The 23,833-nt window shown below is 57.6% G+C and carries 18 protein-coding genes; 12 read left to right on the forward strand and 6 right to left on the reverse strand.

Translation table 11 applies throughout. From position 1 onward, the window contains the following. Positions 1 to 2 precede the first annotated feature (2 nt). The gene (locus tag ACHQGU_RS08965) at positions 3 to 1,700 is read right to left on the reverse strand and encodes an NAD(P)-binding protein (protein ID WP_395494729.1); all 1,698 of its coding nucleotides are present in this window, start codon (positions 1,698 to 1,700) and stop codon (positions 3 to 5) included. A gap of 356 nt (positions 1,701 to 2,056) precedes the next feature. Here ACHQGU_RS08965 and ACHQGU_RS08970 point away from each other — a divergent pair, with 356 nt between their 5' ends. The 10 genes from ACHQGU_RS08970 to ACHQGU_RS09015 all read left to right on the forward strand — a co-directional run bounded on the left by ACHQGU_RS08970 (position 2,057) and on the right by ACHQGU_RS09015 (position 16,634). Further along, positions 2,057 to 3,040 (forward strand): HlyD family secretion protein, encoded by a 984-nt coding sequence (locus tag ACHQGU_RS08970; protein ID WP_395494731.1) that lies wholly within the window; start codon positions 2,057 to 2,059, stop codon positions 3,038 to 3,040. Then, positions 3,040 to 5,778, forward strand: a complete 2,739-nt coding sequence (gene rbbA / locus ACHQGU_RS08975) for a ribosome-associated ATPase/putative transporter RbbA (RefSeq protein WP_395494733.1) — start codon at positions 3,040 to 3,042, stop codon at positions 5,776 to 5,778. The genes ACHQGU_RS08970 and rbbA overlap by 1 nt, the downstream gene beginning before the upstream one ends. After that, a complete protein-coding gene (locus ACHQGU_RS08980) occupies positions 5,778 to 6,905 on the forward strand; it encodes an ABC transporter permease (protein WP_062143882.1) in 1,128 nt (375 codons plus the stop codon). Before rbbA ends, ACHQGU_RS08980 begins: the two co-directional genes overlap by 1 nt. Further along, positions 6,906 to 8,354, forward strand: a complete 1,449-nt coding sequence (locus ACHQGU_RS08985; RefSeq protein ID WP_395494735.1) for a TolC family protein — start codon at positions 6,906 to 6,908, stop codon at positions 8,352 to 8,354. It abuts the gene before it with no gap. A gap of 109 nt (positions 8,355 to 8,463) precedes the next feature. Continuing rightward, on the forward strand, positions 8,464 to 9,156 hold the full coding sequence (locus tag ACHQGU_RS08990; RefSeq protein ID WP_395494736.1) for a TetR/AcrR family transcriptional regulator: 693 nt from the start codon (positions 8,464 to 8,466) through the stop codon (positions 9,154 to 9,156). Between the two features lie 776 nt (positions 9,157 to 9,932). Next, positions 9,933 to 11,324, forward strand: a complete 1,392-nt coding sequence (locus ACHQGU_RS08995) for an NAD-dependent succinate-semialdehyde dehydrogenase (protein ID WP_062250001.1) — start codon at positions 9,933 to 9,935, stop codon at positions 11,322 to 11,324. A 180-nt stretch (positions 11,325 to 11,504) separates the two neighbouring features. Beyond that, positions 11,505 to 12,797, forward strand: a complete 1,293-nt coding sequence (locus ACHQGU_RS09000; protein WP_395494737.1) for an NAD(P)/FAD-dependent oxidoreductase — start codon at positions 11,505 to 11,507, stop codon at positions 12,795 to 12,797. A 192-nt stretch (positions 12,798 to 12,989) separates the two neighbouring features. Then, entirely contained in the window at positions 12,990 to 13,481 is a 492-nt protein-coding gene (locus tag ACHQGU_RS09005) for an acetate uptake transporter (RefSeq protein ID WP_062247694.1), read from the forward strand. A gap of 158 nt (positions 13,482 to 13,639) precedes the next feature. Next, positions 13,640 to 14,698, forward strand: a complete 1,059-nt coding sequence (locus tag ACHQGU_RS09010; RefSeq protein ID WP_395494738.1) for a Rieske 2Fe-2S domain-containing protein — start codon at positions 13,640 to 13,642, stop codon at positions 14,696 to 14,698. 286 nt (positions 14,699 to 14,984) lie between these two features. Next, entirely contained in the window at positions 14,985 to 16,634 is a 1,650-nt protein-coding gene (locus ACHQGU_RS09015; protein WP_395494740.1) for a phospholipase C, read from the forward strand. Between the two features lie 52 nt (positions 16,635 to 16,686). On the opposite strand, the gene ACHQGU_RS09020 is transcribed toward ACHQGU_RS09015, so the two are convergent. Both ACHQGU_RS09020 and ACHQGU_RS09025 read right to left on the reverse strand, forming a co-directional pair. Next, positions 16,687 to 17,274, reverse strand: coding sequence for an NADPH-dependent FMN reductase (locus tag ACHQGU_RS09020; protein WP_395494741.1), 588 nt, complete (start codon positions 17,272 to 17,274; stop codon positions 16,687 to 16,689). A gap of 33 nt (positions 17,275 to 17,307) precedes the next feature. Beyond that, entirely contained in the window at positions 17,308 to 18,177 is an 870-nt protein-coding gene (locus tag ACHQGU_RS09025) for a pirin family protein (protein WP_062248763.1), read from the reverse strand. A 119-nt stretch (positions 18,178 to 18,296) separates the two neighbouring features. Here ACHQGU_RS09025 and ACHQGU_RS09030 point away from each other — a divergent pair, with 119 nt between their 5' ends. Both ACHQGU_RS09030 and ACHQGU_RS09035 read left to right on the forward strand, forming a co-directional pair. Continuing rightward, on the forward strand, positions 18,297 to 19,241 hold the full coding sequence (locus tag ACHQGU_RS09030) for a LysR substrate-binding domain-containing protein (RefSeq protein ID WP_062274589.1): 945 nt from the start codon (positions 18,297 to 18,299) through the stop codon (positions 19,239 to 19,241). Next, the gene (locus ACHQGU_RS09035) at positions 19,238 to 20,431 is read left to right on the forward strand and encodes a low temperature requirement protein A (RefSeq protein ID WP_395494743.1); all 1,194 of its coding nucleotides are present in this window, start codon (positions 19,238 to 19,240) and stop codon (positions 20,429 to 20,431) included. The genes ACHQGU_RS09030 and ACHQGU_RS09035 overlap by 4 nt, the downstream gene beginning before the upstream one ends. Positions 20,432 to 20,473: 42 nt before the next feature. On the opposite strand, the gene ACHQGU_RS09040 is transcribed toward ACHQGU_RS09035, so the two are convergent. Genes ACHQGU_RS09040 through ACHQGU_RS09050 form a run of 3 tightly spaced genes read right to left on the reverse strand, consistent with a single transcriptional unit; the run spans position 20,474 to position 23,823 of the window. Beyond that, positions 20,474 to 21,208: a hypothetical protein gene (locus ACHQGU_RS09040; RefSeq protein ID WP_395494745.1), complete on the reverse strand. Its 735-nt coding sequence runs from the start codon at positions 21,206 to 21,208 to the stop codon at positions 20,474 to 20,476. Positions 21,209 to 21,218: 10 nt separating this feature from the next. Beyond that, positions 21,219 to 22,742 carry an efflux transporter outer membrane subunit gene (locus ACHQGU_RS09045; RefSeq protein ID WP_395496409.1) on the reverse strand — a complete coding sequence of 508 codons (1,524 nt, stop codon included), beginning with the start codon at positions 22,740 to 22,742 and terminating at the stop codon, positions 21,219 to 21,221. A 4-nt stretch (positions 22,743 to 22,746) separates the two neighbouring features. Next, positions 22,747 to 23,823, reverse strand: coding sequence for an HlyD family secretion protein (locus tag ACHQGU_RS09050; RefSeq protein WP_395494746.1), 1,077 nt, complete (start codon positions 23,821 to 23,823; stop codon positions 22,747 to 22,749). Between the last annotated feature and the right edge of the window lie 10 nt (positions 23,824 to 23,833).

The following is a 23,833-nucleotide window of genomic DNA, read 5'->3' on the forward strand; positions in this document are numbered from 1 at the left end:
TCTCACGCGCGCACTTTGAAATCGACCGGCGCAATGGGCTCGCCAAGACTGCCGGTGGTCGCGTTTTCATCCTGTGGTTCAGGCTGCATTTCTATGGCGTGGCAGGGGCACTGGGCAGCACACAGCGCACAGCCCGTGCAGAGATCGAGAGAGACCTCATACCTCTTCCCGCGCCCCAGCCGGGTAATGGCCTGCTCCGGGCAGGCGGCAAAACAGTTGTCACATTCAAAGCAGTTACCGCAGGACAGGCAGCGGCCAGCCTCATAGCGCGCCTCCCGCTCACTCAGCCCTGCGGTGACTTCTTCAAAATCGCTGCGGTCAGTCAGAGGCCGTTCCTGCTGCGTGCGGCGCGGCGCATTCCGGTAGTCCGGCAGATGCAGCATGTCAAAGCTCACCACCGGATGACTGACCGGGTGCACGTAGGTCTCGCCGTTCAGATAGGCATGAATGGCGTGCGCGGCGCGTTTGCCGTGCCCCGTCGCCGTTGTCATGGTCCGTGCACCGCCAATGCAGTCACCGCCAGCAAAAATCCCGGCCTCGCCGGTCATTAGCGTGGTGGCGTCCACCGCAACCGTATCGTTTTTCTGCACGGTGATTTTGGGCGTCGTCGCCAGCAGAGACAGATCACTATGCTGCCCCACCGCCATCACGACAGAGTCCGCAGCCAGCGTGGTGGTCTCGCCGGTGGGCGTGACGCTGCCATCCGCATTCATGGTCACGTTTTCAACGGTAATTCCGTCCGCGCCAAAGTGATCCACCACGTTCAGCCAGCGGATTTTTACACCCTCGGCAAAGGCCTCAGCAGCCTCACCCGGCAGGGCTTCCATGTGGTCTTTATCGTAACGGAAGACGATCACAACATCTTTCGCGCCAAGGCGTTCAGCCGTGCGCGCGGCATCCATCGCCACGTTACCCCCGCCCACAACGGCCACCACACGGCCAAGCTGTGGCTTTTTCTGCTCGCTGACATCATCCAGGAGACTGACGGCATCGACCAGACGCTTCCCGTCCCCTGTTGGCACGTTCAGATGGTTGGCCAGTTGCGCGCCCACGGCCACAAAAACCGCATCAAACCCACCTTCTGCCCTGGCTTTTGCCAGATCATCCACCCTTACGCCGCATGTCAGCGTCACGCCGGGCATGGCTGTAATCCGGGCAATTTCCTGCTGGAGCTCTGTGCGCGGCAGGCGATAAGCCGGAATACCGTGCATCATCATCCCGCCCGGTTCCGCTGCGGCATCCCGCACTTCCACCGCATGCCCCTGCCGCGCCAGATGATAGGCGCAGGACAAACCAGCCGGGCCAGCGCCGACAATCAGAACCTTCTTGCCGGTTGAAGGGGCCGCTTTAAACGTCCAGCCGTTTTTGAGCGCTTCATCCCCCAGAAACCGCTCCACCGCATGGATGGAGACCGACTCATCCAGAGACCCGCGGTTACACCCGCTCTCACACGGATGGTAACAGGCACGCCCATGCACAGCAGGCATGGGGTTGTTCGCCACCAGCGCACGCCAGGCCTGCTCATACTCTCCGGCCTGCGCGTGGGAAAGCCAGCCCTGAATATCCTCACCTGCCGGGCAGGCCTGATTACAGGGCGGAAGGAAATGTTCGTAAACCGGCTGTTGCCACCGTCGGCTTCCTACACCGCGCCGCGCAGTGTCCTGCATAATCTGCGTCATATCGTGGAGCTTCATAGGCATTGTCATTCCCCCGTCGCGTGCGGCACGAAATTTAAGGCACTGAGCAAAACTGCCGCAGGCACGCCCGACACGTCATTCAGGGTGCCACCATATAAAACCCGAACACTCTGTCAACTTTACAACTTTATGAAAAATGAAGAATTTTTATGGATTTATTGATCTAGATTATTGCACCACAGAAAAAGCTAAATTTCCGCATGAAACCAGCATCAATCCAGACTTAAACGGTTCCGTATGACGCTCAATCAGGTTCTGAATAATAACTTGACGTTTCCGTCATAAATTAAGCATAGTGCCGCCTCCATACATGACACCTCATCATCACCCATCTGCTTTTTTGCCATACAAGGTTTGTTGTGAAAGCTCCTGTAAAAATCGCGATTATTGCCGCCTCCCTTCTTGTGATCGCTGGGGGAGCCTTTGCATGGCACCATCATCAGCTGACCGAAAGCGTGCCTGAAGGTATTCTCTACGGAAACGGGCGGCTGGAATTTACCCGCGTGGATGTGGCCGTAAAATATCCAGGTCGGGTTACAAAACTTCTGGCGCATGAGGGCGATACCGTCGCGGCCAATCAGGTTCTGGCGCAGGAAGATACCGCCACCGTGCAAAGCCAGTATGATCAGGCCGCAGCGCAACAGAGCCGAGCCAGCAGTGCGGCAGACCGCGCCGCCGCGGAACTGGCCGCGCATCAGGCGTCCCTTCGCCTTGCGCAGGATGAACTGCGTCACGCACAAACCATGCGGCGGCAAAACCTTGTTTCTGACATGGAAGTGACGCAGCGGCGCACGCAGTTTGAATCCGCTCAGGCTGCCGTCCGCGCCGCGACACAGGGTGTGCAGGAAGCCCTGCATGCAAAGGAAGGCGCTGCCGCACAGGTCCGGCAGATCCAGACTGTTCTGGATGATATGACAATCCGCGCCCCCGTTGCAGGCCGCATTGAATATCGCATTGTGGAACCCGGCAGCGTGCTGGCACCGGGCGGGCGCGTTTATTCCATGCTGGACCCGGTTGACCCGTATATGACTCTCTTCTTCCCCACCGCCGCCATGAGCACGCTCAAGGTAGGAGATGAAGCCCGCATCAAGTTTGACGGCGTGGCCTCTCCCGTCCTGGCCACTGTCTCCTTTATTGATAGTCAGGCCCAGTTCACGCCCAAATATGTGGAAACGGCGACAGAGCGGGAGCAGCTTGTCTATCGCGTCAAACTGCGCGTCACACCGGAAGAGCAGCAGCATCTCGGGGCACTTCTGAAGGCAGGCATGACGGGTGAAGGCTATATCAGGCAGCGCCCGGATGCCGCATGGCCACAGGCAGCTCAGCGGAGCGGCGCTGAGTAATGAGCGCCCCTCCGTCTGAAATCCGTGTAGAGGGCGTGCACCATGCCTATAATGGCCGCGACGTTCTGCATGATGTTTCGCTCACCCTCCCCGCCGGGCAGACCATTGCCTTTGTCGGGCCGGATGGTGTTGGCAAATCTACCCTACTGGGGCTGATTGCCGGCGTGCGGCGCCTGCAAAGCGGCAGCATCCACACGCTGGGCGTGGATGTCAGCAACAAGGCCGAGCGCGAGGCATTTCTCACCCGCCTCGCCTTCATGCCGCAGGGTCTGGGGAAAAACCTCTACCCAACCCTGTCCGTGCGCGAGAATATCGACTTCTTTGGTCGCCTGTTTGCGCTGGATGCACCCACCCGCGCCAATCGCATTACGCATCTGCTGGACTCAACCGGCCTTGCGCCCTTCCCCAACCGGCCTGCCGGCCAGCTTTCAGGGGGTATGAAGCAGAAGGTCAGCCTGTGCTGCTCTCTGGTCCATAACCCCGACCTGCTTATTCTGGATGAACCCACCACCGGCGTGGACCCGCTCTCCCGCCGCCAGTTCTGGGCGCTGGTGGACCAGATGCGTGCCGAGCGGCCGTCCATGACCGTAATCGTCTCCACGGCCTATATGGATGAAGCCGAGCGCTTTTCCTGGCTGGTCGCCATGAATGACGGACGTATTCTGGCCTCCGCTCCCACAGCGGACGTTAAAAAACAAACCGGCACCACCACAGTGGAGGCCGCCTATACCTCCATGCTGCCGGAAGCCGACCAGAAGGAAATTTCCGACTTCACCATCCCGCCCTATCAGGATGATGGCAGCCCCCCTGTCATTGATGCGGAAAATCTGACCCGCCAGTTCGGCTCCTTCAAAGCGGTGGATAACGTGAGCTTCCGCATCAAACGCGGCGAGATTTTCGGCTTCCTTGGCTCCAATGGCTGCGGCAAATCCACCACCATGAAGATGCTGACCGGACTGCTGGACATCACCAGCGGCACGGCCACCCTGTTTGGCCGCAAGGTCACACCGGGGGACATGTCCACGCGCATGCGCATTGGCTACATGTCTCAGGGCTTCTCACTGTATGAAGAACTGACCGTCCGGCAAAACCTGATGCTTCAGGCTGAACTCTTCCGCCTGCCGGTCGCCGAGGCCAAAAAGCGCGTCGCAGACATGCTCTCAAGCTTCAAGCTGGATGAGCACGCCGACAGCCGCCCGACGGGCCTGCCACTCGGCATCCGGCAGCGCCTGCAACTTGCCGCAGCCTGCATCAACTCCCCCGACATTCTTATTCTGGATGAACCCACCTCCGGCGTGGACCCGGCTGCGCGAGACATGTTCTGGAAGCATCTTGTCGCCCTCTCGCGCGACCAGCATGTGACCATTTTTGTCTCCACCCACTTCATGAATGAAGCGGCACGCTGTGACCGCATTTCCCTGATGGACAAAGGGAAGGTTCTGGCCATGGGCACCCCCGATGAAATTATTCAGGAAGCCCACGCCGCCACGCTGGAAGATGCGTTCATCGCGTTTCTCGAACATGCCGGCAACAGCGTCAACGCCGCCAGCACGCCGCAGCAACAGGCTCGCGCCAGCACGGCTCCAGCGCGTAAAATTCCGCCTTTCATCCGCTGGTTCTCACGCTGCTGGGCTTTTGCCCGGCGAGAGGCCGTGGAACTGACGCGCGACCGCCTGCGCCTGATGTTCGCCATCCTTGGCCCGACCATCCTGCTGCTTATTTCGGCCTATAGCGTCTCGTTTGACATCAACACCATTCGCTACACAGTAGCGGATTATGACCACACCCACGCCAGTCGGGAGCTTGTCGAGCAGTTCCGCGGGTCGCACTATTTCCATGAGACCGCCTATTCTCCCGACCGGGAGACTGTGGAAACCCGTATTCGGCAGGGGAAAGTCGCCCTGGGGCTGGATATTCCGGATGGCTTCGGGCGGGATCTGGCCGCAGGCCGCAACCCGACAGTCGGCGTGGTGATTGACGGCGCAATGCCGTTCCTCAGCGCCAACGTCCGCGCCTATGTAGATGCCGTGTTGCTGACCTACGCCGCCAGTATGCAGAAAACCCTGCCACCCTCCGCCACGGCGCACCTGACACCCGTCACTATTGTGCCCCGCTTTGTCTATAATCAGGAATTCCGCAGCATCTACGCCATGACACCGGGCACTATCATGCTCGCCCTGATCCTCATCCCCACCATGCTGACAGCGCTTGGCGTGGTGCGGGAAAAGGAAATTGGCTCCATCATGAACCTCTATGCCTCCCCGGCCAGTTCCGGGCAGTATCTGGTGGGCAAGCAGCTCCCTTACGTGATGCTGGCCATCATCGCCTATCTGGTGCTGGTCGTGTTGTCGGTCACTGTGCTGGGCGTGCCACTCAAAGGTTCCTTCATTGGTCTGACCATCGGGGCGCTGCTCTATATTCAGGCCTGCACCGGGCTGGGGCTACTGATTTCAACCTTCGTCAGCTCTCAGGTCGCGGCCATTTTCGGCACGGCCATCATCTGCCTGATCATGTCCGCCAACTTCTCTGGCCTGCTCTATCCCATTTCCACCCTTACCGGCGTGACCTACTACCTCGCCGAGACGTTCCCGGCCTCATGGTTCCAGCTTATCTGTCTGGGCAGCTTTACAAAGGGGCTGGGGGTTACGTCCTTCCTCTCCATGTATGCCGCTCTGGGAACGTTTGCGGCGGTTTACATGCTGGGGGCACGCCTTTTCCTCAAGAAGCAGGATTCATAATGCTGCGCTGGGTCATGAATGTCGGCCTGCTGTGCCGCAAGGAATTCTACAGCCTGATGCGGGACTTCGTCCTGATGGGGCTGATTGTCTTCTCCTTCTCCTTTGCCATTGTGCTGGTGGCGCATGGCGTGAAGATTGACGTCTCCAACGCCACCGTGGCGTTTATTGATGAGGACCATTCAGCCCTCTCCCGCCAGCTCCGCTCCGTGGTGCTGCCGCCTTACTTCAAACCGCCAACCCTGACGGACCGCGCCAACAGCAAGGCTGGCATGGATAACGGCACCTATAACTTTGTGATTGATATCCCCCCGCGTTTTGAGGCGGACACGCTGGCAGGCCGCACCCCGGACATACAGGAACTGATTGACGCCACCGCCATGACACAGGCCGGGCTAGGCGCTGTCTATCTGCAACAGATCTTTATGGGGGAAGTGCAGGCTCAGCTGCACTCTCCTGACCTGAACAAGCTGATGCCCTTCCACGGGGAAAGTCGTATCCGCTTTAACCCCAATAGTGAATCCGCATGGTTTACCTCCGTCATGCAGGTCGTCACCAACGCGACGGTTCTCTCTATTGTTCTGGTCGGGGCTGCCGTTATCCGTGAGCGAGAACACGGCACCATTGAGCATCTGCTGGTGCTGCCCGTCTCCGCCAGTCAGATTGCCGTGGGCAAAATTCTGGCTAATGGCGCGGTCATCCTTGTTGCCAGCCTGCTCTCCCTCTGGCTGACGGTGCATCTGTGGCTTGGCGTGCCCATTGCGGGCAGCCAGCTGCTGTTTGCCGCCTGCCTCATTCTGTATCTTTTCTCCGTCACCTCTCTGGGCATGATGCTGGCCACCATCGCCCCCAACATGCCCCAGTTCGGGCTGCTGGTCGTGCCGGTGTATGCCGTGGCCTACCTGCTCTCCGGCGCGGCCACACCGGTGGAAAGCATGCCGGACCTTGTGCAGTCCCTCGTGCGGTTCTTCCCCACCACCCAGTTCGTGAAAATCTCACAATCCATTCTGTATCGCGGTGCTGGCCTTGAGAGTATCTGGCCCTCGTTGCTGGCCATTGTGTTCTCCTCCACTCTTTTTCTTGCCATGGCGCTGCTCCGCTTCCGCTCCATGCTTGCCCGTCAGGACTGAATGCCGATGTCTTTTTCAGCACCTTCCGCCCGGCTGCTGCTCACCACGCTTCTGTGCTCGGGTGTGGTCGCCTGCTCCCCTTTCAAGACTAAGATGCCTGCCTCACAGGTCGCTGTGCCCACGCAATTCACGGCAGCACCAGCCTCTACGCAGGCCACCGACCTTACCGCATGGTGGACCGCCTGGCAGGACCCGCTGCTAAACCAGCTTGTGCAGCAGGCTCTGGCGGCCAACCCGGATATCCGTGTGGCGCAGGCCCGCGTGCAGGAATCCCGCGCTTATACCCAGATGGCCAAATCCGCCCTGTATCCAACCATAGGAGCCACAGCGGGCATGATGGGCGGCGGTTTAGACTGGCGGCACCCGGTTCCACCGCTGATGAAAATGGCGGCCCCGAATATTCAGGACCCCGCAACGGATGGTCACCTTGCAGGCATCACCATGGCGTGGGAGCCGGATATCTGGGGTGGCAATCTGGCCAAAAAACGCGGTGCAAAGCAGATGGCGCTGGCATCAGAAGAGATGCTGCACGGCACCCACATGGCGATTGCTGCCGATGTTGCGGCCAATTACGTAACGGCACGCGGCCTGCAACAGCGCATTGTGCTGCTGGACCAGTCTGTCAGCACGCTTCAGTCTCTTCTGCGCTACGCTTCTGCCCGCTTTGATGCCGGCCAGACCACGCAGGCTGATCTGGAAACCATCCGCGGACAGATTGCGCAGGCACAGGCGCAGCGCCCCATGCTGGTCTCCTCTCTGGATGCCTGCCGCCACCGGCTAGCCATTCTCTCAGGCCAGCCGCCCGAGCAGGCTCCGGACCTCTCCTCTCCGGCCCAGTATCGCGTCCCTGCCCCACCGGCGACCGAACTGCCCTCCACCGTTCTGGAACGCAGGCCGGATGTCCGGCTGGAAAAGCATGTTCTGGAAGCCAATCTGCAACGGTTGATCAGCACCAAGACCGACCTCCTGCCGCGTTTCGGGCTGGAGTTTTTTGGCGGTGATGGCCGCCTGCGGTTTGATGGCATTCCCGGCGTTTCCAGCACCGGCGGCCTGATGGCGGTCAATGCCTACCTGCCCATTTTCACCGCAGGCCGAATACAGGCCAAAATCCGGGCCTCCGATGCCCAACTGCATCAGGCTCTTGCCACGTATGATCAGACCGTCCTGACGGCTCTGGCAGAGGTGGAAGATGCGTATGAAAGCCGGAGCAGCGCAGACCAGAACATCACCAGCCTGACAGCGGAGGTCACCGCGCTCACACAGGCGACCTCTCAGGCCCGTGGATTGTATGAAGGCGGCCAGTTTACCATGCAGGACGTTCTGACAACGCGCATCAAGAAGATTACCGCGCAGGATGATCTGGTGAGCGCGCAAACACGGCAGGCGCTCAGCACCATTCAGCTTGCCCGCGCTCTGGGTGGCGGCTGGAGCAGCCAGTCTCCGTCATAACCGGCACGCTTGCTTTCCGTAGGACATTGGAACACAAAGATTATTCAAGGATTGAATAATAGCCACCCCGTCACTCAGCCTAAAAAGGCCTGAAGGAGCCTAAAAAGAATTGAGCACCCAGCAGCAGCCCTCTCCTGAGGACGTTCCCGTAGAAGCGCCCGCCAAACGGAAAGCCTACCGAACCTCCAAGAAGAGAGAAATGACAAGAGCCTTCAAGGAGGAGGCTTTTGAGCGTGCGGCGTGGAATGTGTTTTCAACCATCGGGCTGGATGCCGCAACGGTGCGGGACATTGTCTCCCTGAGCAATGTTTCCCCCGGCAGCTTCTATAATTATTACAAAACCAAAGAAAAAATCTTTGATATCCTGCTGATCAAAGTTGCTGATCGCGTCAAGAATATTGTCCTGCAATCGCGTTGCCCCATGGACAATCTGGAAATGATGCTCACCAGGAGCCATCAGGCTGTTCTGCGCGAACTGATTAGCATTAACGGCGCACCGCGCTTTTTTGAACTCAACCAGCATCATATCCGCGCCCGCCTGTTCACCATGAAGGAAACGCGGGACATGCTGGAAGACCTCAAGCAGAACATCCTGCGCCTGATGCCGGTGAAAACCATCTCACCAGACCGGCTAAGCTTTATTGCCGCCACTCTGCTCACGATGGGCCTTGAATCCCTTCTCTATATGGCGCGCAATCCGCTGCTGGATATTGATGAAACCGCCCGCCTTTCAGGCTGTATGGCCGCAGGTAATGTCCGGGGGGCCATGGCCTTCCTCTCCGGGATGCAGTCCGGGGACTGAACAAACGCCCCGCTTGCTGCCGACTTGTGGACTGCTCCCTCTATAGAGACGCACTTTAGAAAATGCAGACTCATCTATATTCAAACGAATACAGAATACTGCGCAAATTTCCCGACAAATCTTCTCTAACAAGACAGAGAACATCTTTTTCACCCTGCCGATCTTGGCATTTCTGTCCCGAACAAGAGAAAAATCGACATGTTCTGCCCCACTCGTTAGATAAAAAAAACGAATGGATCGATTTCTTTTTATTCTACTGCCCAGCATAAAGCATCGACCAACAGTTTTCTAAATCAACTCCCCAGAAAATATATTTTCAGAAGAAAATTTCAAATATCATGTAAATAAAGAAGAATGACCTTACAATCTATGAAAACACCAAAATTTCTGACCACTTAGACTTGTTAAAATAATGTCATTGTCATCACGAAATTATGATATTGTCCAGATCATGCCGTTATTTCCATACTGATTCAGATTAAGTGTTATCAAAAATCCCATATTATTTATAGATTGACCATGTCTATATCCACTAATATACAGACAAACACCAACTGAACGGTTTGCAGCAGCAGTGAGCGAGGCCCCCTTTTGCTCCCCCTACACAGGGTTTGCAGAAGCGCACCCCCTTTCTGCCGGAAAGTGACCGGTCTATATTTTTCTCAGGCCTAAGGGTTGGCGATGATGCAGCGTGTCTCACTCTGCTCGTCCTGATCGGATACCGCAGCGGCGGGATCGCTCTCCTTTTCCTGTTTTTGAGTTTTTATGAGGTACTAATGGCTTACGCGACAACGAACCCTTATACAGAGGAAGTGGTTGCTACTTTCCCTGAGGCAACAGATCAGGAAGTTCAGACTGCGCTTTCCGAGGCCCATGCTGCCTTTGAAAAATGGCGTGACACATCTTTTGCTGAACGTGCGCGTATTATGAACGCCGCCGCCGCCATTCTGCGGCGTGACATTGACAAGTATGCCGGTCTGGGCACGCTTGAAATGGGCAAGACTTTTGCTGAATCCAAAGCTGAAGTCATTCTTTCAGCCGAAATTTTTGAATATTACGCAAAATATTCGGAAGAGCTTCTGAAGCCGGAAGCCCTGCCCGTAGCTGACCCGGCAACCGGCAAGGCCCAGCTGGTGCATGAACCGCTTGGTATCGTGTTCGCCGTTGAGCCGTGGAACTTCCCGTTCTATCAGGTCGTCCGCATCATCGCACCGCAGCTTTCTGCCGGTAACGCCGTGCTGCTCAAGCATGCGTCCAACCTGCCGCAGTGTGCTGCCTCCTGTGAAGATCTGATGATCGAAGCCGGGCTGCCCAAGGGTCTGTTCCGCAACCTGTACACGGCCCGCTCTCACACGGCCATGATCCTGGAAGACCCCCGCGTTTGCGGTGTGGCCCTGACGGGTTCTGAAGGTGCTGGCTCCATCATTGCTGGTGTTGCTGGTAAAGCCCTGAAAAAATCCATGATGGAACTGGGTGGCGCAGACGCATTCATCGTTCTGGATGATGCTGACGTTGAAAAAGCCGCCAAATGGGCTGTCATGGGTCGCCACTGGAACGCTGGCCAGGTCTGTGTGTCCGCCAAGCGTCTGATTGTGGCTGATGCGATTTATGATCGCTTCCTGGACCTGTACAAAAAAGGCGTTGCCGAGCTGAAGGCTGGCGACCCGATGGACCCGTCCACCACACTGGCTCCGCTGTGCTCCCGCGCAGCAGTTGAAGATCTGCACCGTCAGGTTGAAGAAGCCGTCAAGCATGGCGCCAAGGTTGAAGTCATCGGTCCGGAAATTCCGGAAAAAGGCACCTTCTTCCGCCCGCTGCTGATGACCGGTCTGGACGGTGAGAACGCAGCACGCCACTGGGAATTCTTCGGCCCCGTGACGCAGCTTTACCGCGCCAAGGACGAAGCAGATGCCATCCGCATCGCTAATGACTCCCCCTATGGCCTCGGTGGCGCTGTCTTCACCAAAGACGAAGCCCGTGGTGCCCGCGTTGCAACCAAGATCCGCACCGGCATGGTCAACATCAACCACCCGCTGATCCCCAAGGCAGACCTGCCCTTCGGCGGTGTGAAGCGTTCCGGCTTTGGCCGCGAGCTGGTTGGCCTTGGCATCAAGGAATTCGTCAACCACAAGCTGATTAACATTGTGGACATCGACGCTCCGGCCTGATCACGCTTACTGGCAGGCTCCTTTACGGGGGCCTGCCTTTTTACACAGTAATTCTTCATAAAAATTAAGTCTTCTTTTTATTCATGAGACCTCGTGTTTCATGAACCGATCCTTTGCGCGCAAAGCCTTTTCCAAAAATCACCCTTCGGCTGACTTTCTCAAAAGAGGCACGTAAAACTCATGGCACCCAGGTCTGAAATTCTGATTGTCGGTGGCGGCGTGGCGGGGCTGGCTCTTGCAACACGTTTAGGAAAAACGCTTGGCAGGCAAGGCAAAGCACGCATTACGCTAATTGATAAAAGCTTCTCGCACGTCTGGAAGCCCATGCTGCACTGCTTTGCAGCGGGCACCGTGCTGAATGAAAATGATCGCATTAGCTTTATCTCTCAGGCCAGCCAGCATCATTTTGAATTCTGGCCGGGCGAGGTCATTTCGGTCGACCGCGCCAAACGCGAGGTCGTTTTAAGCCCCTTTCATGCGTCTGACGGCACCAAAGTGCTGGAAAGCCGCACCATGACGTATGATGCCATTGTTCTGGCCGTCGGCAGTTGCGCCAACGATTTTGGCACCCCCGGCGTGACAGACCATTGTCTGTTTATTGACAATCTTGTTGAAGCCAATGCTTTCAATGAGAAGTTCAGAATGGAAATTCTCAAGTCCTTTGCCAATAGTTCCAAGCTGGATATTGCCATTGTCGGCGGTGGAGCGACAGGCACCCAGCTTGCGGCTGAACTCCATAAGTCTTTGGAAATTGTAGACCCGGTCAGCCTGCATGCCTTTGGCAAAGCGCCTCCCAAACTCAGCGTCACGCTGCTTCAGTCCGGCCCGCGCATTCTTCCTGCCTTTCCTGAATCCGTCTCTGCCGCGGCGCAGCTGGAGCTTGAGCGGCTGGGTGTTAATGTCCGCACCTCAGCCCGCGTTGCTGCAGCGGACGCAACCGGCTTTACCCTGAAGGACGGCTCGCACGTATCCGCCACTCTGCGGGTGTGGGCAGCGGGCGTCAAAGCCCCGGAAGTCACCAAGGCCTATGGCGGCCTGTCCCTCAGCCGTTCCGGGCAGATTGTGGTCAACCCCAATCTGAGCTCCGTAGATGATGACAGGATTTTTGCCATGGGGGATTGCTCCTTCATTACCGAGGAACCATTACCTGCAACAGCACAGGTTGCCCGACAGCAGGCCTGCCACTTAGCCACACACCTGCCTGCCTGGCTGGAACAAGGAAAACCCGTCCCCTCCTGTATTTTCCACAATAAAGGGGCGATTGTCGCACTTGGCAATTACAATGGCTGGGCCGCTTTTCCGGGAGGCCGCGTGGTAGGTGGCGGCCTGATGCATGGGCTCTCCGCCCGCATGGGCCACATCATGTTGTATCGCCGGCACCAGATGGAACTGTTCGGGGTCTTCCGCGGCATGGCGTCTATTTTTGCCGATTGGGTTGAAACCATCATTCGGCCGCCGGTGCGTCTGGATTAAGCTCGCCAGACCCAGCCAGCCCCCCGTTCTGACAGATTTGTGAGCAATCCAGAATGTGATCAGAATACCATCGGATTTTAATATCTTTTCCGCCTCACACAGTCATAGGATAAGGAATAACACTAATAAAAAACAGGAATAAATCCGGTGAATAACGAAAAATTCTATGCCAATCCGGGCCCGCTGGGCCTGATGGGATTTGGCATGACGACGGTTCTCCTCAACCTTCATAATGCCGGGCTGGTGTCCATGGGGTCCGCCATTCTGGCCATGGGCCTCATTTTTGGGGGTGCCGCGCAGATTTTTGCCGGGATCCTCGAGTTTTTCAACGGGAATACGTTTGGGCTGACGGCCTTTACCTCCTATGGCGCGTTCTGGATTTCTTTTGTTCTGCTCATTGTTCTTCCCCATTTTGGGGTGATCGCGGCCTCCTCCCCTGCCCTCATCGGTAGCTATCTGCTCATCTGGGGCCTTTTTACCGCAATCCTTTTTATCGCGACCCTCAGAGCCTCCCGGGAATTACAGGTTATTTTTGCAACACTTGTCATTCTCTTCGGGCTCCTCGCAGCCGGAGAATTCACCGGGCAGGCTATTTTCACCACCATTGCGGGCTTTGAAGGGCTTATCTGCGGATTTTCCGCCATCTATCTGGCAGGCAAAGAACTTTTACAGGTGCGAAACTGAGAATTTGGCAGAAAGTGAGAAGCGCTTTCTCCCCCCGCTCTCATTTCCAGAATGGCCACACCGTAAAACAAGTATATCCATAAGAATATAATCAATGACATAGTTTGCCTGAAGGGGTGACTGTAGCACCCCGCTTTCGCCCCCTCAGGAGCTTTGACGTGACGACATCAGCCAGTGCCAGCAAGACCGACGCCAGACTGCCCCGGGATGTGAGTTTTCATGAAGAGGACTGGCTCATTCTGGCGTCTTACTGGTATCCGGTCGCCCTTGTTCGGGAACTTGAAGAAAAACCGCTGGGTGTAACGCTGCTCGATGCCCCCCTTGTCCTGTATCGGGCCGGGAATGAGATTGTTATTGCGGATGATCTCTGCCCCCATCGTGGCGTGCCCCTCAGTATGGGTAAGGGAAATGGGCAGACCGTGGCCTGTGCCTATCACGGCTTCCAGTTTGGCCCGCATGGCCGGTGTGTAAAGGTCCCGGCGCAACCCGACAACGCCATCCCCAAACGCCTGAATTTGCAAACTTATCCCGCAGTGGAGCGGTATGGGCTGATCTGGACCTGCCTGCGCCCTCAGGGAGAGGCTTCACTTCCCGCTATGCCCCATTGGGACGAAGCGGGTTTTCAGCAGATTACCTGCCCGTGGATTGATATTGGCGGCTTTGCGGGGCGACAGGTTGAAGGATTTATCGACGTCGCCCATTTTGCCTTTGTGCATACAGAAACATTTGCAGACCCGGATAACGCGGTTGTGCCCTCATACATGCCCAAAATCACGCCCTATGGCTTTGAGGCCGAGTATCGCAGCGATGTAAGCAACTATCCGGTTGGGCATAAGGACCATAAGGACCATAAGGGCAGCGGGTTCGAATGGCTCCGCCATTTCCGGGTGCATGTGCCCTTTACGGCAACGCTGGAAATTCATTTCCCAGAGGATAAACGGCTGGTGATCATGAACGCTGCCTCGCCCGTGTCTGCCCGAAAAACCCGGATGTTTGCCCCCATCTGCCGTAATTTTGATACGACACTCCCTGTGCAGGATGTTTACGATTTTAATCGTAAAGTGTTTGAAGAAGACCGCGCTCTGGTCGAAGCCCAGAAACCTGAAAACCTGCCACTGGATACGTCTCTGGAAGTTCACGTCATGGCGGACCGTAGCTCCATTGCCTACCGGCGCGCGTTACGCACCATTGGCCTGAGCCAGTTTTTTACATCCTGAAATCGTTCGAAAGGCCGGAGAGGCTCGCGGCGCACTCTCCGGCTCCCTATGCTGTTTCCGGCGTGAGCACGTATAGAAATCGCCCGGCGCTATGTCCTTACTAGCAAGTAATGTTAATGTTTTTTGAAATTCACACAGAGTCCTTCACCGCGCGCATTCCAAAAAACCGCCCTCTCACTGTAAAAACCTCTAAATTTTTATAGAAAACGCTTTTTTTCTGTTCTTCATCAAAGACGAGACCTTATGCTATAAGCCCCGCTTCGAAGCCGATTTTGCAGGGATGCCCATGTTCAAAACTTTTTGCAGCATTTTGTGCCTGAGCACATCACTGCTGACACTCGCCTCTTCCGCATGGGCAGCCGAGCCTGACACTACGACCAAAACGCCAATCAAACATCTGGTCGTGATCTATCAGGAAAACGTCGCGTTCGATCATTATTTTGGCACTTATCCTGTAGCAGCCAACCCGGCCGGGGAACCTGCTTTTAAAGCCTCTCCCCAAACGCCGCACGCCAATACCCTGCTCAGTGCCCATTTGCTGGAAACAAACCCCAATACAAACCCGGAAAACGGAAAAAATGCGTCGCTCCCGTTCCGGCTCGATCGCACGCAGGCCAGTACCGCAGACCAGAACCATCTCTATACCGCCGAACAGATGGCCTATCATGATGGCCATGCCGACCTGTTCCCCCGTTATACAGGCCGCGGCACGTCCGGCGGCACCGGAGCATTTGCCACCCGCGGGCAGGTGATGGGCTATTTTGACGGCAATACCGTCACCGCCCTGTGGAATTACGCCCAGCGTTTTGCCATGAGCGATGCGGCTTATACTGACACCTACGGCCCCTCCACCCCCGGCGCGCTGGAGGCCGTCTCTGGCCAGACCAATGGCATGAAAATTATTGCCACTACCCAGAAGCCCTCCACCAAAGAGGCTGTCTCGCCTTACATTGCGGACGGTCAGGGCGGCTGGACGATGATCAATGATATTGATCCGGCTGGCGATGTCTGCTCCGTCAAAGGCAATCAGGTGATGATGACCGGTAAGAATATCGGTGACCTGCTGACGGCCGGCAATGTGTCCTGGGGCGGCTTTATGGGTGGCTTCAATCTGCAAACCAAAAATAGTGACGGCACAACAGGCTGCCAGCGCGCGACATACTCCCCCGTCGTGCATGAAATGATTACAGACTACATTTCACACCACAACTGGTTCCAGTATTACGCCAGCACGGCAAACCCGACGCACGCACGCCCCAGCTCACTCGCCGCCATTGGCCATACCCTGAGTGCAGATGGTAAAACACCCGACCCTGCCAACCATGAATATGATCTGGAAGACTTCAAAGCTGTTGTTGCAGCCCATCGTCTTCCGGCCGTCTCCTTCATCAAACTGCCAGCATTTCAGGATGGCCATGCTGGCTATTCCGACCCGCTGGATGAACAGCAGGGCATCGTCCCACTGGTGAACATGCTGCAACAGCAGCCGGAATGGCGCGATACCGCCATCCTTATTGCCTATGATGATTCAGACGGCTGGTATGACCATGCCTTCATCAAACCTCAGCACGGATCTTTTGATGGGGAAGTTGACCAGTTGAATGGTCCGGGCCGCTGCGGAACCGGCACGCCTTTCCCGGGTGTTGAAGGCAAACCCGTCAATGGACGGTGCGGACCGGGTACACGCATCCCGTTTATCCTCATCTCGCCGTGGGCACGCAGCAATGCCGTGAGTCATGTCCAGATCACCCAAAGCTCCATTCCCCGCTTTATCGAGGATAACTGGCTAAACGGTCAGCGCCTTGGTGGTGGCTCGTTTGATGCCGTGGCCCACGACCTCAACGATCTGTTCGACTTCACCGCGCCGCCGCGTCTCACCCCACTCCTGCTTGATCCGGAAACGGGAACGCCTCTTTCTCAGCCGGCGTCCAAGTAAAGTTTAATCGCTGATCAGGCTGGATGCACCATCACATCCAGCCTGAATGCTTTCAGACGTCTTCGGATTTATGCGGTGCAATCTGATGCGCCAGATCAGCAAGTGCAGCAATCTGGCGCGTCAGATAAGCCCGGGTTGACTGGTCCGTCAGTTCCAGCCGGTCCGTATCAAACTTGCTCATTGCCTGCCCGATCATCACTTCAGGCCTGTTCAGAACAAACGCATCCAGAAAAACAAGGCTCTGCCGCAGGTGATATTGCGCCCGCGCGCCACCGATAGCTCCGGGAGAAACCGTCTGCAAAGCCACCGCTTTTCTGGCCAAAGGCTGCGGTGTTACGCGGGACAGCCAGTCCAGCGCGTTTTTTAAAACACCGGGGATGGAATAGTTATATTCGGGCGTCACAATAATCAGTCCGTCTGCCGCACGGATCTGCTCTGCCATGGTCAGAACGGGAGCAGGAAATCCCTGCTCCTGCACATCCTGATCATAATGCGGAAACTCCGCTACGGACCCCAGAGGCGTAATGGTAATGCCTTCCGGAGCCAGTTCGGGCAATGTCCGGGCCACAATACCGTTCAGTGACCCTTTACGCAGGCTCCCCAAAAGCGTGACAAAATGAAGTGGTGCAGACTGCGTCATCAACTTTTTCCTTTTTTGCTCTTTTCTGATTTATCAGGCGTGAATGCCGCCAAATCGCCCGCCATTGAAATCCTCAATCGCCTGCCGGATCTCTTCCTGCGTATTCATGACGAAAGGTCCGTATCCTGCAATCGGCTCATTCAGCGGCTCTCCCGTCAACACCAGAAAGCTGGACGCTCTGGAGGCTTGCAGCGTCACAGTAGCCCCCTCATGCCCTAACAAAGCGAACTGCGCGGCACCGAGTTCCTGCGTCCCGTTCAGAATCAGATGCCCCTCCAGAGAAACAATGGCCGCGTTGTGCCCTTTGGGCAGATCCAGCGTAACCTGCGCCCCTTCATGCAGCACACCATCCCACACGTTCAGTGGAGAAAAGATGCGGGCTGGCCCATGGGTTCCCTCATAGTCCCCGGCAATAATCCGCAGATGGCCAGCCTTGTTGGCCAAAGGCACCGTCGGGATATTCCCTGCAAGGATGGTCTGGTACGCCGCAGGCACACCTTTGTCCTTTGCTGGCAGGTTCACCCACAGCTGTACCATGCGGAAACTGCCGCCGGTTTTGGCGTAGGCGGGAGAATGGAATTCCTCATGCTGGACGCCATTACCAGCCGTCATCCATTGCACATCACCCGGGCCGATAATGCCACCGCCGCCTGATGAATCCCGGTGTTCAACCTCACCATCGTAAACAATGGTTACGGTCTCAAACCCCTTGTGCGGATGCTCCCCTACGCCCCGCCGTGCGTCGGTGGGTTTGAATTCATGCGGCCCGGCATAATCGAGCAGCAGAAACGGGCTGAGATGTGTGCCGAACTGACTGTAGGAAAACAGCGAGCGGACGGGAAAACCATCCCCCACCCAGTGGCCCCGATCATTCCCATACGTGCCAAGAATTTTCTTTTGCATTGTCATCATCCTGTCTGATTGCCCAAGGCCTGTGCCTCTGTGCTTGATAAGGACTATGCGTTGCTCTTATTGTCGCAGGAAGAGCGCTCAATCGAACAATGCGTTCCACAGGCAGGACGATGAGAGACCTCAACGACTTTGAATATTTTGCGCAGGTCGTCAAACACGGCGGCTTTTCTGCGGCGGCGCGGGCAACAGGCCTCCAGAAATCCCTCCTCAGCCGACGGGTCCGCCTGCTGGAAGACCGGCTGCATACGCGCCTCATCCAACGCTCGTCCCGCCATTTCAGCGTAACAGAAACCGGGCATCGGTTTTACGAACATTGTCTGACCATGCTGGCAGCCGCCGACACCGCCGAGCAATCCGTCGCCCAGCTTCAGGCTGAGCCGTGCGGGCAGATCCGGCTAAGCTGCCCGGTGGCCCTTCTGACTTTTCAGTTCGGCGCGCTGCTGGCCCGCTTCATGCTGCGCTACCCCGCTGTCACCCTTCAGCTTGAAAGCACCAACCGGCAGGTGGATGTCCTGAAGGAAGGGTTCGACCTCGCCATCCGCGTGCGCTTTCCACCGCTCGCCCCGTCCGACCTCGTCATGCGGACGCTCGACACCAGCACGCAATGCCTCATTGCCGCGCCCTCTCTGGTGCCCAAGCCTCTTGCCTCGCCTGCTGATCTGAACGGCCTGCCCAGTCTGGACTTCAAAACCCATCCCGGCACCCATTCCTGGCTGCTGGAAAATCAGCAGGGGCAGACCGCCACGGTTTTTCATGAACCCCGCCTTGCCACGGATGATATGGCCGTGCTGCGGGAAGCCGCCCTGATTGGCAGCGGCATTGTGCAACTCCCCACCATGATGATCTGGCAGGATATTGAGGCCGGACGCCTTGTGCAGGTTCTTCCCGGCTGGCAACCCCGCGCAGGCATTATCCACGCGGTTTTCCCATCCCGACGCGGGCTTGTGCCCGCCGTACGCGCCCTGCTTGATTTTCTGGCGCAGGAATGTGCTACGCAACGCGGGTTTGCCGCAGAAGCGTTCAAGGCGCCCCCTTCTCAACGGAGTTCTTCATGACTGCACAGGATGCCTCATCTCATCCCCTCATGCGCCAGCCGGGAGCAGACAATACCCGCGTAATGAATGAGGAACTGTTTTTTGATCTGGTCTATGTGTTTCTTGTCACCCAGATCAGTCATGGCCTGCTGCATCATCTAACGCCTCTGGGCGGCCTGCAAACCCTTATCCTGTGGTTCGCCGCATGGCTGGGCTGGCAATATACCGGCTGGGTGACAAACTGGTTTGACCCGCGCGTGCCCGCCCTGCGTGGCGTACTGTTTCTCACCATGGCACTGGCCCTTGTGTGCGGCGCAGCTGCTCCGGAAGCGTTTGGGGAACGTGGGCTGGCCTTTGCGCTGTGTTACACCCTCATGCAGGTCGGCCGCTCCGCCTTTATTGTCTTCAGCCTCCCGGCCTCTCATCCTCTCGCCCCCAATTACCGCCGTATTCTGGGCTGGGGCATCATTGCCGCCTGCTTCTGGATTGCCGGCGGGTTGGCCTCACCGGAAGCCCGCGTGCCGTTATGGGCCGCCGGGGTCGCCTGCGAATATTTTTCTCCCATGTTCGGGTTCTGGCTGCCAGGACTGGGCCGCTCTCACACATCGGACTGGACCATTTCAGGCAGCCATATTGTGGAACGCTGCCAGCTGTTTGTAATTGTCGCCCTTGGGGAAACCATCATGGCCTCTGGTCTTTCCCTTGCGGAAAGCGAGCACTGGTCATGGATTGAGTTTGGCGGTTTTGGCGCAAGCTTTCTCTGCACCCTCGCCATGTGGTGGCTGTATTTTGAAACCTCCAGCGAGGAAGCCGAACACGCCATCAGCAGTTCCTCCGATCCGGGCCGGATGGGAGCGTACTTCCATTATCTGCATGTCATTCTGATTGGCGGGATTATCGTCACCGCTGTCGCCATGGATATGCTTCTGGAAAATCCAGTTGAGGAGGCCAAAGGGGCCCCCGCTCTGGTCATGACACTCGGCCCTGCACTCTACCTGCTGGCCAGCACTGCTTACCGCTGGGTCGCCACACGTCGGCTGGCCTCCAGCCAGATGGTTGGTGTGGCTCTGCTGCTTCTGGTCGGGTTTGCCGGGCAGTCGCTTCCTTTATGGATGCTGGCGTTCTGCGAAACGATGCTTTTCCTGATCATCAGCGTTATCGGGTCCGGCAAAATTGCACGGAGCAAGGCCTGTTTCGGCAAAGCCCCCTAACAGCCTGCGCCCTGACCTGCGGCGTACCCTGCGCCGCTCCGGTCAGGTCGAAGCCACATCCGTCAGCAAAACAACAGCCTGCTCCTGCGCCATCACCGTCAAATCTCTGACATCGCTCACAGCCGCAGCATCCCCCGCCTGCAACACAGCATCCGCAACATTGACCATCCCCGACACTACCAGCAGATACAGGTCACGGTTTACACTGGTGCTGTAAGCCGCCCCCTCTCCCGCTGGTATAACGGCATGTAGCAGGCGCGCGCCCGCACTCAGGGCCACTGGCGCGCCATCTGTAACGACCTCACTTTCCTCGGGATCATCTTCAGGGAAACCGGACGCCAGAATTCTAAAGCCACCATCTTCCCCTTGCGGAAAACTGAGGCGGCTTTCCTGCCGTGGCATCCCTTCATCCGTATCCGGCAAAAACCAGAACTGGAGAAAAGACGCCCCCTCCGGCCCGGCTTGCCATGCCAGCTTCTGGCAACCTGAACCCGTGCTGATCAGATGCAATCCGTCGGCCTGAATCTCCTCCGGTGCAAACGCGTCAATCTGTGCCGTCAGGCTCCCTGCCCGCACCCATGTCACCACGTCAACCGCAGCTTCAGGCCCCAGATGATAGACCTCAGAGGGACGCAGCGTGCCCTGATTGAGAACCCGCAATCGCCCATCATGCTGATGGGCAGGGTCCTGATAATCCGCAAAAGCAAAATGGCACTGGAGCGTCAGCGTATCCGACTGCGCGGAACTAAGCGTCGCGCCTCGTCTCACTGTTATCATGGATTATCCCTCAGGCCGGTATTCTGGCAGGCGTCTTTTCAGGATAGATATCCTGCCACCCTCCGCCCACAGCGCGATAGAGATGCGTGACAGACCCGGCCACCTGCGCCGTGGCTGTAGCCAAAGCGCTCTGTGAGGAGAGCAGCGCATTCTGCAAAGTCAGCACATTCAGGAAGTCAGACGCCCCCTGCACATACTGAGCTTTGGCCGTTTCCACAGCAATCTCGTTTTCATGCACGGCTTCCGCCAGTTCGTCGCGCCGTCTTTGAGCCGCAGTGAAATCCGCCATGGCGTCATCAATTTCCTGCCAGGCTTTCAGCACCGTGCGCTGGAACAGGGTGGCGGCTTCCTTCTGCTGCGCCTTGCGTAAGTGCAGCTGGCCAGTCAGGCGTCCACCTTCAAAAAGTGGCAGCGTCGCCGTCGGACCAAAGCCATACTGGCGCGAAGCCCATGACCCTAACCCACTGAACTGAAGCGCCTGAATATCCAGACTGCCGGAGAGCGTCACACGCGGGAAAAAGTCCGCAATCGCCACACCAATGGCTGCCGTCGCCGCATGCAGATGGTCCGCCGCCATGCGGATATCTGGCCGACGCTCCGCCAGTTCCGACGGCAGGCCAACCGGCACCACAGCTGGCACAGACGGAATGCCCGAAGGTTTGCCCAGTTCGGCATCCAGCGCACCCGGCTCCCGCGCCACAAGGAAACTCAGCGCATTCAGCATATGCGTTTCCTGCGCTTTAAGGGGAGCCAGACGAGAGGTGAAGGTATGCAGCTGGCCCGTCGCCTCCGCCACATCCAGCCGCGTTGCCGCCCCCTGCTGGAACCGCAGGCTCGTCAGCCGAACACTGTTGTTGGCCACGTCGATATTATGCTCAAGAATGCCAACCTGCGTTTGCGTAGCCCGCAGGTCGATATAATCCTGTGCCGTCTCCGCCATCAGGGAAACCAGCGTATCGCGGCGCATTTCCTCGGTTTCCTGCGTCGCTGCTGTCGCTGCTTCTACTTGACGCCGGACATGCCCCCAGAAATCCACTTCCCACGAGGCATTCATCCCGTATTGCGGCAGGTTGAAGGAGGGATTGCCCACGCTCCCCGGCAGCGCCGTCGGACCAAAGCCCTGTGAGCCGGAGGCAATAGAGCCCGCCTGCTCCCGCTCCATGGTGCCAAGCAGCCCCAGCACACCATTCGTGCTGGCCCGCTCCCGCCCATAGGAGGCATTGGCTTCCACATGCGGCATTTGCGCCGCACTGGCTATGCGCCGCTCTGCCTGACTTTGCATCAGGCGCAGACTGGCGGCTTTCAGGTCCAGATTGGAGGACGCGACCTCATGTTCCAGCTTCGTCAAAGCGGGATCATTAAACAGTTTCCACCACTGCGGATCGGTGGACGCTGTGGTGACGCGGCTTTCCGCTGGCGGCTGCGTATCCCGCCATGCGGCAGGCGCTTTGACCTGCGGCTTGTGATAGGTCGGCCCGACCGTGCAGCCCGCAAGAGCCACCATTGAAAAGCTGGCAAGAAGAAAGCGCTTCATGGCGTTACTGCCAGACATAGCGAGCGTCATTGGCATGCGGCCCTTCCGGCTTTGATGACGTATCGATATTGGCTTCCACCGACATGCCAACCCGCACCCTGGCCGCCAGCGGCTGGTCCGCATCAAAGGTCAGCTTGACCGGAATACGCTGGACCACCTTGGTAAAGTTGCCGGTGGCATTGTCTGGCTGGATAGGAGCAAAGGCCACGCCCGTTGCCGGAGCCAGTGAGTCCACATGCGCCTTGAGCGGATGGCCGGGGAACGTATCCACCCAGATGGTCGCCCGCTGCCCGGCCTGCACTTTGGTCAACTGGGTTTCCTGAAAATTGGCCAGCACATAGGCCGCATGGGTCGGCACAACCGCCAGAATACCCGAGCCCGGATGCACATAATTCCCCACGCGCACGCCACGTTCACCCACCACGCCATCCATGGGGGCCGGAATGGTGCAGTAGGACAGGTTAAGGTCCGCCTGCTTTTCATCCCCCTGCGCACGCACCAGCACACCACGAGCCCGCTCAAGCTGACCTTTCAGCACAGCCACCTGACGGATGGCGGCATCTACCCCGGCCTGATCCCGCGCAATAGCCGCTTCGGCTTCCTTCTCATGCGCTTCGGAGGACTGCTTCTGCTCAATGGTCCCCGCCCCGCCGGAAGAGAGGTTGCGGTATCGCACCGCATTCTGCCGGGCAAACATCAGGTTGGCCTGATCCGCCTGCACGGCCGCCCGCGCTTCCGCAATGACCGCATCCTGCCGGGCCAGTTCGGCCTCAAGGTTGGTCACATCCCCCTGTGCGGCCAGCCTGTTCCCCTTCGCCACATCCAGTGCGGCGCGGTAATCATCGTCCTCAATATGGGCCAGTTCCTCGCCCGCATGCACCTGCTCGTTGTCCTGCGCAATAACGCGGTCAATACGCCCGGAGACCTTGGGCGCAACCGTGGGGAAATCCGCCGTTACATACGCATCATTGGTGTACTGGTTCACACCATCCCCATTGACCCAACGCGCCCCACCCCACGCAATGAGGGCAAGAACACCTGCGGCACAGCCTGCGTAAAGCAGAGGTTTTTTGTAAATCATGGTCAGAGTT

The sequence above is a fragment of the Acetobacter sp. KSO5 genome (assembly GCF_044094635.1).
Classification (GTDB): domain Bacteria; phylum Pseudomonadota; class Alphaproteobacteria; order Acetobacterales; family Acetobacteraceae; genus Acetobacter; species Acetobacter cerevisiae.